This is a genomic window from Hydrophilobacter chitinilyticus, from assembly GCF_049860745.1.
Taxonomy (GTDB): Bacteria; Pseudomonadota; Gammaproteobacteria; order Burkholderiales; family Burkholderiaceae_C; genus Rhodoferax_B.
In genome coordinates this window covers 5,239,473-5,249,630 of record NZ_CP187561.1, presented here as the reverse complement: position 1 = coordinate 5,249,630, position 10,158 = coordinate 5,239,473, and the positions used below count along the sequence as shown (strand labels likewise).

General features: G+C 63.7%; 11 protein-coding genes. 2 read left to right on the top strand and 9 right to left on the bottom strand.

The genetic code is table 11. The features are described from left to right. Positions 1–265: 265 nt before the first annotated feature. Positions 266–979: an alpha/beta fold hydrolase gene (locus ACPWMG_RS23505; protein ID WP_483301913.1), complete on the bottom strand. Its 714-nt coding sequence runs from the start codon at positions 977–979 to the stop codon at positions 266–268. Between the two features lie 86 nt (positions 980–1,065). Here ACPWMG_RS23505 and ACPWMG_RS23500 point away from each other — a divergent pair, with 86 nt between their 5' ends. Continuing rightward, positions 1,066–1,557, top strand: coding sequence for a universal stress protein (locus ACPWMG_RS23500; RefSeq protein WP_483301912.1), 492 nt, complete (start codon positions 1,066–1,068; stop codon positions 1,555–1,557). Between the two features lie 17 nt (positions 1,558–1,574). Here the strand turns inward: ACPWMG_RS23500 and ACPWMG_RS23495 are convergent, their stop codons facing one another. The 7 genes from ACPWMG_RS23495 to ACPWMG_RS23465 form a co-directional block, all read right to left on the bottom strand. Beyond that, the gene (locus tag ACPWMG_RS23495; protein ID WP_483301911.1) at positions 1,575–2,138 is read right to left on the bottom strand and encodes a cysteine dioxygenase family protein; all 564 of its coding nucleotides are present in this window, start codon (positions 2,136–2,138) and stop codon (positions 1,575–1,577) included. A gap of 112 nt (positions 2,139–2,250) precedes the next feature. Then, positions 2,251–3,567 carry a tetratricopeptide repeat protein gene (locus tag ACPWMG_RS23490; RefSeq protein ID WP_483301910.1) on the bottom strand — a complete coding sequence of 439 codons (1,317 nt, stop codon included), beginning with the start codon at positions 3,565–3,567 and terminating at the stop codon, positions 2,251–2,253. A gap of 83 nt (positions 3,568–3,650) precedes the next feature. Next, positions 3,651–5,150: an ABC transporter substrate-binding protein gene (locus ACPWMG_RS23485; RefSeq protein WP_483301909.1), complete on the bottom strand. Its 1,500-nt coding sequence runs from the start codon at positions 5,148–5,150 to the stop codon at positions 3,651–3,653. Positions 5,151–5,201: 51 nt separating this feature from the next. Continuing rightward, positions 5,202–6,056 carry an ATP-binding cassette domain-containing protein gene (locus ACPWMG_RS23480; RefSeq protein WP_483301908.1) on the bottom strand — a complete coding sequence of 285 codons (855 nt, stop codon included), beginning with the start codon at positions 6,054–6,056 and terminating at the stop codon, positions 5,202–5,204. Next, positions 6,053–7,084: an ABC transporter ATP-binding protein gene (locus ACPWMG_RS23475; RefSeq protein ID WP_483301907.1), complete on the bottom strand. Its 1,032-nt coding sequence runs from the start codon at positions 7,082–7,084 to the stop codon at positions 6,053–6,055. Before ACPWMG_RS23475 ends, ACPWMG_RS23480 begins: the two co-directional genes overlap by 4 nt. Before the next feature lie 14 nt (positions 7,085–7,098). Continuing rightward, complete coding sequence (locus ACPWMG_RS23470; protein WP_483301906.1) at positions 7,099–8,016, bottom strand: ABC transporter permease; 918 nt, start codon at positions 8,014–8,016, stop codon at positions 7,099–7,101. Beyond that, entirely contained in the window at positions 7,967–8,917 is a 951-nt protein-coding gene (locus ACPWMG_RS23465; protein ID WP_483301905.1) for an ABC transporter permease, read from the bottom strand. The genes ACPWMG_RS23470 and ACPWMG_RS23465 overlap by 50 nt, the downstream gene beginning before the upstream one ends. Positions 8,918–9,134: 217 nt before the next feature. Between ACPWMG_RS23465 and ACPWMG_RS23460 the strand changes: the two genes are divergently transcribed. Continuing rightward, a complete protein-coding gene (locus tag ACPWMG_RS23460; RefSeq protein WP_483301904.1) occupies positions 9,135–9,437 on the top strand; it encodes a YfhL family 4Fe-4S dicluster ferredoxin in 303 nt (100 codons plus the stop codon). Between the two features lie 25 nt (positions 9,438–9,462). Here the strand turns inward: ACPWMG_RS23460 and pth are convergent, their stop codons facing one another. Then, positions 9,463–10,125 carry an aminoacyl-tRNA hydrolase gene (gene pth / locus ACPWMG_RS23455; RefSeq protein WP_483301903.1) on the bottom strand — a complete coding sequence of 221 codons (663 nt, stop codon included), beginning with the start codon at positions 10,123–10,125 and terminating at the stop codon, positions 9,463–9,465. Positions 10,126–10,158: the final 33 nt, after the last annotated feature.

The window sequence follows — 10,158 nt, the reverse complement described above, 5'->3', positions numbered from 1 at the left end:
ATGTGGGCCGAGCGAAGCAATGGCCCGTCTGGTTTCCAACTCCCGTCAGGCCGGGCCTGCGATGGGTGGGGTTGGTGGGATCAGGGCTGGTGGCTGTTTGAGCCGCAGGCGAGTTCCACCAGACCCCCACCAACGCCATCCAGCGCAGGTTTGCCCTTCGCTATGCGAAGGGACCCGGCATGGGGTCGCCTTTCTTTGGCCTACATTTCTTTGGCGAAGCAAAGAAACGTAGGTCGCCCGCCGGGGCGAGACCCGGCCAGGGATGCTAGTTAACTCCCTCAAGCCACCCCACCAAAGCAGCACTCACCTCAGCAGGCTTCTCCAACGTCAGCATATGCCCACACCCCGGCAAGATGCGCACCTCCGCCTGCGGCACCAACCCCGCAATCTCATGCGTCAACTCGGGCGGCGTGAGCTTGTCACTCTCCCCACACAACAGCAGCACCGGACACGACACGCCAGACAAGTGCAGCCGCGCATCCGGCCGCACCATCACCGCGCGGTTCTGTTGCACCAACTGCGCCGCACCAGCGCGCATCACCATCGCCATGTATTGCTGCGTCAGCACCGGGTTGCTGGCCTGCCCCGGCGCAAAGGCCAGTGGGATGTTGGCGCGCAGCACCTCGGCCATGCGGCCTTGTTCAAACAGCGGAATCACGCCTTCACGCAAGGTGCGCATGGCTTCGGTCTCCGGCCGTGCGCTGGTGCCCAGCAAGGCCAGGCCGCGCAGGCGCGGGCCCGCACGACGCGCGGCTTCCATGGCGATCATTCCGCCCATGGAGGCGCCGCACAGCACCAGCGGCCCGGGGTGTTTATCCAGCAGCGCTTGGGCCATGTCTTCGATGGTGTTGTAGCGCATGTGCACGTCGGTCACCGCTGCGCGCCACTTCTGCGGCACGGCGGCCAGTTGGGCTTGCCACATTTCGGTATCGGTGGCCAAGCCTGGCAAGAAGATGAGCTGGGGCGCAACAGTGGTCATAGGTGTTTGTAGGGGTACCGGTTTCGGAACGATTTCTTTTGGCCTATGCTGAAGCATCAGCAACACGACCTCAAGGAGACTGTGCCATGAAAATACTGCTGCCTGTAGACGGGTCAGAGGTTTCGCTGGAAGCTGTGCGCCACGCCATCAGCCTGGTGCGACAGGGTTTGAAGGCGCGCATGGTGTTGGCCAATGTGCAAGAGCCGGCGCATTTGTATGAGCTGGTGATGACGCCCGACCCCGGCGTGATCGAACGCGCCAGCGCAGACGCCGCGCGCGATGCGTTGCTCAGAGGTACGGCCCTGCTGCGCGAAGCCGACATTCCTTTCGAGACCGAGATCGCTATTGGCGACCCGGCCCACACCATCGTCGACATTGTGGAACGCTACGCTTGTGGCATGGTGATTTTGGGCGCGCGCGACAAAGGCAGTTTGCGCAGTGCGCTGCTGGGCTCGGTAGCGCATGAAGTGCTGCATGCGGCGCCGGTGCCGGTGATGATCATCAAGCCGCGCGACGACGCGGATCTGGAGGCCGCCGACAAGGCGGAGTTGCAGGATGACGTGGTGGACGAGAGCTAGACGTCTGACCTGGCGTTTTAACTCTCGTTGTGCGCCACGTTGATGCGCTTGCGTGTGCCTGCGGCCACGTCGTAGATGTTGAAGTCGTTCATCGTGCGGCCATAGAGGTGCAGGCTCACCGCGCGCGGCCGGTTGGCTGGCACGCCGGTGATGTGGATGTGATCGGGGTTGGGCACAAAGCTGGTGATGGCGCCGCGCCCCAGCAGGATGATGCCGCCGCGTACCAGGTCTATGCCTTCGTCGCTGCCCCGGTCGGGTGACACCCGTACGTAGCTGCGCTCTTCCAGTAAACCTTCCAGCACGCCCACCACACCCCAACTGCCGTGGTCGTGCACGGGCGTCCACTGGCCGGGCGACCACACCAGGGTGTAGATCGACATGCTCGCATCTGGCGCGCTGTAGACCAGGTTGCGCGCGTAGTGGTCTGGGTGGCTTTGAAAGTGCTGCGGTTGCAGGAAGGTGTTGGCACCTTCTACCAGTGCCAGCATCAGCGGCGCAATGGCTTCCACGCAATCGGCGGGGTCTGCTCCACGCTGTGTGTGCGTAGCAATTTTGGTGAGAAAAGTGTCGAGAGCGTTCATGTGGCGCGGCGGCTGGCTGGGCCAGCGTCAATGGTGTGGGGTTATGGCCTGCGACTATAGCGCCCGTTGGTGTCTATAGACACCAAAACGAACACCAATCACCCATGCCAAATCACCAGCCCGGCAGCCCCAAGGCGTGCTGCGCGCGTGCCGCCAGTCGCGCCAGCCTTAACGATTCGGGCTGGCCGTTGCGCAAGGGCTGCACCAGGTTTTGCGCGGCCGCCCATTGGCCCGATCGCATGAGTGCGTCGAGGTGAAACTGGCTGAACAGGTCGCGTTGCGCGTGGCTGCCGCCAATCAACACCAACTGCGGCAACGCTTGCCCTAGCGTCTGCGCCGCGCTGGCGAAATCCCCTTGCGCATAAGCCAGTAAGCCGCGTGCGCAGGGCAGGGCGGTGTGGCGCCACTGCGATTGATCGGGGTGCGCCTCGGCATGGGCTTGCAGGCTGGCGAGCAAAGCGGCGGCCTCCGGTCGGCCAGCGCGGGCCAGGCCGTAGAGGTAGTGCAGATCGAGAAACGGCAGCACATGCTCGGCGCCACGCGCCAACAAATACGTGGCCACATCTTGCCAACGCGCGCCCACGTTTGCGCCCACCAACTCCAGCCGAGCCAGCAGCGATACGGCGTTGGCCTGGTCTTGTGAATAGCTTTTCTCCACACCCCACACCTGGGTGTCGTAGAGCTGCAGCGCGGCTTGCGGCTCGCCAAGTTCAATGGCAAACAGTGCGGCGTGCCACCAGTTGTGCGTGACCATGAACGAGTTCAAACCCGTCCACGTGGACGCCATGCTTTGCATGAAGTCCAGGCCCTCGTACATGCGTCCTTGGGTCAGCATGACGTGGGCCAAGGCGTGGTGTGCCCAAGGCTCTTTTTCACGCAGGTGGATGGCGTGGCGCGCCGCGGCTTCGGCCTGCGCCATGGCGTGGCATTGCTCCCAACCAAAGGCCAGCATGCCGTGCAGGTAGGGCACATCGGCGGCGTGTGGCGCGGCGGCCAGGGCCAGGCGCAGCATGGCGGGCGCATCGCCCAGGTTGAAGGCGTGGTACTGGCCGAGCTTCAAGGCCACCAGGTCGCGCGGGTGCTGCGCCACCTGCTCCTGCAGCAGGCGCAGGCTGGCGGGCACATCGCCTTGCACCCATGCCGCCACGGCCGCCACAAAGCGTTGCTCGCGCGGCGTGGCCTCTGCGGTGTGTTGCTGCGCTTGCTGCAGATAAGGCCGCGCATTTGCCGGGGCGTTGCCGGTTTCGGCAAACATGTGCAGCGCGGCGGCGTAGGCCTGGACTATGGTGCTGTGGTCTTGCGCGGTGATGGACAGCACGTTCACGGCGCGGGCTTCGCTGGCGATGAAGCCCATCACAAAGTCGTCCAGCGGCGCCAGGCTTTCGGTCTGGTGCAGGGTGGCGGGGTTGCCTAAAGCGTCGCGCAGCATGCGGGCATCTTTAAGGAAAATAGGCCATTGATGCTTAGTGGGACTTCGTGAGCAGCTTCTTTATTGATAGCAAGGTGATCGGCCTAGCTCCACGACAAGGCCGAGATGTCGTTCACAAAAATCGGCATGTCTTTCCACAAGCCCTTGATGTTCTTGTTGGCCAGCGTGATCCATTGCGGCTGGTACAAGAAGGCGTTGACGGCGTCTTCGGCAATCATCTTTTGCGCGTCGCCTAGCAGCTTGTTGCGGTCGGCCACGCGCGGGGCGTTGTTGATCTTGGCAAACAGCGCGTTGAATTTCTCTGACTCGTAGCCCCAGTAGTAGCCGGGCTTGGCGTAGTTGCCCAGGTCGAACGGTTCCACGTGCGAGATGATGGTGAGGTCGTAGTTGGCGTTGGTGTACACGCCACTGATCCACTGCGCCCACTCCACGTTTTCGATCTTTGCCACGATGCCGATCTTGGCCAATTGCGCCGCAATCACCTCGCCGCCTTGGCGGGCGTAGGGAGGTGGTGGCAGCTTCAGACTGAGCGTCAGTGGTGTGGTCACGCCAGCCTCTTTCAGCAAGGCACGCGCCTTGTCTGGGTTGTAGGGGTTGATTCCAGTGGTGTCGATGTAGCCGGGCGCGCCCGGCGTGTAGTGGCTGCCAATGGGCACGCCGTAGCCGTCGCCAGCGCCTTCAATCACCGCTTTGCGGTCGATGGCGGCAGAGATGGCGCGGCGCACACGCACGTCGTCGAGCGGCTTCTTTTTGTTGTTGATGGCCAGAATGGTTTTGGCGCGCGAGCCGCCCACCAGCAACTGAAAGCGCGAGTTGTTTTTGAACTGCGCCACGCTGCGCGGCGTGACGCGCGGGAACACATCCACGTCGCCCGCCAGTAGCGCTGCAATTTGCGCGGCCGGGTCGGAGATGAAGCGGAAGGTGGCGCGCTTGATCTTGACGTTGGCGGCATTGCGATAAGCCTCCCACTTGGCCAGCGTGATGGACGAACCCTTGGCCCAGTTTTGCACCAGATAGGGCCCCGTGCCGACTGGCTTGGTGCTGTTGCTGTCGGCGCTTTTCGGCTCGACGATGATGGACGTGGACTGGCCCATCAGAAACAAAAAGTCGGGGTCGATGTCTTTGTTGACGATGACCAAGGTGGCATCGTCAATGGCCGAGATGCTTTGCATTGCCGCGAAGGTGCGCTTGTCTTTGTTGGTGCTTTTCTCACCGGCAGCGCGCTCAAAGGCAAACTTCACGGTGGCCGCGTTGAACGGTTCGCCGTTGTGGAAGCGCACATTGCGGCGCAGCTTGAAGGTGATGGTTTTCAGGTCGGGCGAGACCTCCCAGCTCTCGGCCAACAGCGGCACCACGCTGCCGTCGCTCTGGATTTTGGTGAGCGTTTCGAACACGTTGTAGTGCACGATCTCTGATGTGGACGACGCTGCCGTGGCCGTGGGGTCGAGGCCGCCGGTGGGTTCCAGCGTCATGGCCAGCGTCACGTTGTCTTTGCGCGATTGCGCCAAGCTGGTGAGCGGGGCGGCCATGGCCGGCAGGGCCAGCGCGCTGGCGGAACGGATCAGAGTGCGTCGTTGCAGCATGTCGAATCTCCCAACAGTTACTTGTTGCCGCGCATTGTGACCGGGTTGAACTTAACCTGCAGCGAATGCTGGCTGTTGCGTCTTCGGCCCGGGCAGCGCACGTGGCACGGCCGCCACAAGCGCCTGGGTCACCGGGTGCTGCGGCTTTAAAAACAGGTCGTTCGGGCTACCGCGCTCGACCACCTGGCCCTGGTGCAGCACGAGCACTTCGTCGCACAAATGGTGCACCACGCCGAGGTCGTGGCTGATGAGCAGGTAGGTCACGCCGAAGCTGGCTTGCAAGTCCACCATCAGGTTGAGCACCTGGGCCTGCACCGAGACGTCGAGCGCGCTCACCGGCTCGTCGGCAATGATGAGCTTGGGGCGTGTGATGAGGGCGCGTGCGATGGCAATGCGCTGGCGTTGGCCGCCGGAGAACTCGTGGGGGTATTTGTCGAGGTCGCCCGCGCGCAGGCCCACGGCGCTGAGGATTTGGGCGGCTTGCTCGGGCTGTGCTGTGCGGCTGCCGATGTGGGCCAGCGCGGCCAGCGGCTCGGCCACGATGCGTGCCACGGTTTGGCGCGGGTCTAGCGAACTGTAGGGGTCTTGAAACACCATCTGCATGTCGCGCCGCGCGGTGCGCAGGGCGGCGGCTGGGAGCTGGTGCAGGTCTTGGCCGAGCAGGCGCACGCTGCCATTGGTGGGCTGGTCGAGCGCCATCACCAGGCGGGCCAGGGTGGATTTGCCCGAGCCCGATTCACCGACGATGCCGACGTTGCGGCCGCTGTGCACGGCGAAGCTCACGCCGCGCAGCGCTTGCATTTGCGTGGGCGCTTGAAACAGCTTTTCGCGCGGCAACGGGTAGCTGCGCGCCAGGTCGGTCACTTCCAGCAATGGCGTTGCGGCGGGGATAGTGTTGGTGATCATGCCGTGGCCTCCAACTGGCGCAGCACGTGGGGCAGGCAACTGGCGGTGTGGGCTGTACCGCTGCTGTGGGCCGGCACCGCAAGGGCGGGCGGTGCAGTGCTGGCGCAAGTGGCTTCTGTCCAGGCGCAGCGGCCGGCAAACGGGCAGCCGGGGGGAATGTCTTGCAACTCGGGCACGTGGCCGGCAATGGTGGGCAGGCGCGGGCGCTGGCCTTCGGCACGCAAGCCGATCAGCGGGCGCGCGGCGAACAGGCCACGCGTGTACGGGTGGGCCATGTGTTGGAACACCGCCGCTGTGGGGCCGCGCTCGACCACGCTGCCGCCGTACATCACCAGCATGTGGTCGACGTTTTGTGCGATGACGCCGAGGTCGTGCGAAATCAAAATCAGCGCCATGCCGCGCTCGGCCACCAGTTCGCGCAGCAGTTGCAGGATTTGCAGTTGCAGCGTGGCGTCGAGGGCGGTGGTGGGCTCGTCGGCAATCAGCAGGTCGGGGCCGCAGGCCAGGGCCATGGCAATGGTGATGCGTTGGCGCTGGCCGCCGGAGAACTGGTGCGGATAGGCCTCGGCGCGGCGGGCGGCGTCGGGGATGCCGACGCGGGTCAACAGCGCTACGGCCTCGGCGTGGGCCGCGCTGCGCGACAGGCCACGGTGCAGGCGCAAGGGCTCGGCCACTTGGCGGCCGATGGGTTGCACGGGGTTGAGCGCGCTCATCGGGTCCTGGAACACCATGCCCACGCGGTTGCCACGGATGCGGCACAACGTGGCGTCTGACGCGCCCACCAGTTCTTGGCCGTTGAGTTGGATGCTTCCGGACACCTGCGCTTGCTCGGGCAGCAGGCCCATCAACGCGAGCATGGTGATGGATTTGCCGGAACCCGACTCTCCAATCACGCCCAGCGTTTGGCCGCGCTCCAGCCGCAGATGGATGTTGCGTATGGCGGGTACCAGGCCGTGCGGCGTGGGCAGGGCCACCTGCAGGTTTTCAACCAGCAGCAGGGGCGCGGAAGCTTGGTGGGGGCTGGTCATGGTTTCAAAGGGTTTTAGCGCCGGCCTGACAAGCGTGGGTCGAGCACATCGCGCAGGCCGTCGCCCAGCAGGTTGAGCCCCAGTACCGCCAGCGCAATGGCCAGACCGGGGTAGACCGCGAGCATGGGCGCCTGGAACATCAGCGTTTGCGCTTCGCTGAGCATGCGGCCCCAGGATGGCTGCGGCGGTTGTGTGCCCAGGCCTAGGTACGACAACGCGGCTTCGGCCAGGATGGCAATCGCAAAACGAATGGTCGCCTGCACGATCAGCACCGGCATGATGTTGGGTAACACGTGTTCCCAGGTGATGCGCCACGGCCCTTTGCCACAGCCGCGTGCGGCCAGGATGTAGTCGCGCGACCACACGCTGTTGGCGGCCGCGCGGGTGATGCGCGCAAAAATCGGGATGTTGAAAATGCCAATGGCGATGATCGCGTTGACGATGCCCGCGCCAAACACCGCCGCGAGCATGATGGCCGACAAGATGGCCGGGAACGCCAGCATGAAGTCGCTGAGCCGCATGATCAGTTCTTCCACCCAGCCGCGCCGCGCGGCGGCGAACAGGCCCAAAGCTGCACCCACACACAGGCCAATGCCCACGGCGATCAGCCCGACCAGAATGGAGCTGCGCGCGCCGACCAGCAGCAGCGAGGCGATGTCGCGGCCAAAGGGGTCGGTGCCGAGCCAATGCGCGGCGCTGGGCGCCTGGAGCTTCTGCGCCAAGTCCATGTCGTAAGGCGACCACGGCGTCCACACCAGCGACAACGCGGCGGCGGCAATCAGCAGCGCCGTGAGCCACGCGCCCAGCACCAAGCTGCGGTGGCTGCGGGCGCGTTGAACGAAGCCGGGCCGGGCTGCGGAGGGGCGGGGGGCGGGCAGGGTATTAGGCGTCACGGACTTTGATGCGAGGGTCGATGACGGCGTACAACACATCGACCACGAAATTGACGATGACTACCATGGCCGCCAGCAGCATCACGCAGTTGCGCACCACGATGAGGTCGCGGTTGGCGATGGACTGGAAGATCAGCCGGCCCAGGCCGGGCAGGTAAAAAACACTCTCGACCACGATGGTGCCCGTGAGCAACTCTGAGAACTGCAGGCCCATGACGGTGATCACCGGCACCATGGCGTTGCGCAACACGTGGCGCCACAACGTGGAGCGGCGCGACAAACCTTTGGCGCGGGCGGTGCGCACGAAGTCTTCGCGCAGCACCTCCAAAACGGCAGAGCGCGTGAAGCGCGCCAGGATGGCTGCTTGCACCAGTGCCAAAGAAATGGCGGGCAAGATCAGCGCCTTGAACGCTTCACCCACACCTTCTTCCCAGCCCGGAAATCCCCCCGCCGCGAACCACTGCAATTGCACGGAAAACAGCAGGATCAACAAAATGGCGAACCAGAAGTTAGGGATGGCGATGCCGATTTGCGTCAGACCCATCACGCCGATGTCGCCCAGGCGGTTGTGGTTGGCGGCGGCGTAAACCCCGGCGGCCAGGGCTAGCAGGCTGGTTAGCGCCATAGCCATCAGCGCCAGAGGCACGGTGACGGCAAGCCGCTCCAAGATCAATTCAGACACCGGTGTGCCGTAGGCGTAGCTCAAGCCCAGGTCGCCGTGCAACATGCCGTAGACCCAGTGGCCGTAGCGCTCGAAAGCGGGGTGGTCGAGCCCTAGTTGCACGGTGAGGGCCAGCACGGCGTCGGGCGAGGCGTCGGGCCCCATCATCAATTGCGCCGCGTTGCCGGGAAGGATCTCCAATACCCCAAACACCACCAGCGAGGTGCCGACGAGGGTGGCGAGCAGGGTGATGACGCGTTTGAGTAAAAACAGACTCATGAAACGGGACACATGAAATGGGACGCAGGCGAGAGCCGACTGAGAAGTCGCGATTATGAGCGGAAGACGCGGTTGAGCACTTTGGTCAACAGGGTTTTAACGCGGGTGTCGCGTGGATGGCGCATCGCCGCGATAATTGGGGCATGAGCGCCGAACTGAATACTCAAACCCTGACATACGCCTGCACCTGGCTGCCGGCATGCCTGGAGGCGACGTCATGGCGCTGATCATCACCGACGAATGCATCAACTGCGATGTGTGCGAGCCCGAGTGCCCGAACGACGCGATTTATTTGGGTGAAGTGATCTACGAGATCGACCCGCACAAATGCACGGAGTGCGTGGGCCACTTCGATGAGCCCCAATGTATGCAGGTGTGCCCGGTGTCGTGTATTCCGGTGAACCCGGACTTTGTGGAAGACAAAGAGACGCTTTGGCAGAAGTACCGGCGTTTGCAAGCTGAGGCCGGGGTGGTTGTGGCTCCGGTGGCGAACCCGCCAACACCCCCGTCTGTTGCTTGATAGGGGAGCGGGGCGTTTAGCTCGCTCAGGCCTGCGGTGTTGGCGGGGGCGTTACCGCTGCATCGGCTGACCCCGCCACGACGGGTTTTTCCACACGCGGCGGCTTAGGCCGTGCCGGTTTGGTCGTGTGGATCAGCATGGTGGCTTTGTTCATATCGCCCGCCATCAACGCCGGCAGGGCTTTCAGGCAGCGGTCCATGGTTTCTTCAATCGCCACACGGTGTTCGGGTGACGGCTTCTTCAGCACCCAGTGCAATACCTGTTCTTTTACGCCAGGATGGCCCACGCCAATGCGCAGGCGCCAATAGTCGGGGCTGCCGAGTTGCGCGTGAATGTCGCGCAGACCGTTGTGGCCCGCGTGGCTGCCGCCTTGTTTCAACTTTGCTTGGCCCGGCACAACATCCAATTCATCGTGCACTACCAGAATTTCGGATGGCTGGATTTTGAAGAAGCGCGCCAGTGCAGCAACCGATTTGCCGGATGCGTTCATGAACGTTTGCGGCTCCAGCAGCCAACGTGGTTCGCCGTCGACCATCACGCGGGCGACCAAGCCGTAGTAGCTTTTGTCGGGCTGCAAAGTGGTTTTGAGTTCGCGCGCCACGGCGTCGATCCACCAAAAGCCCGCGTTGTGGCGTGTGGCTTCGTATTCGGAGCCTGGGTTGCCCAAGCCGACAAAGAGTTTGATCATGGCTGCATTATCTCGTTTGCTTTTCAAGTGCCG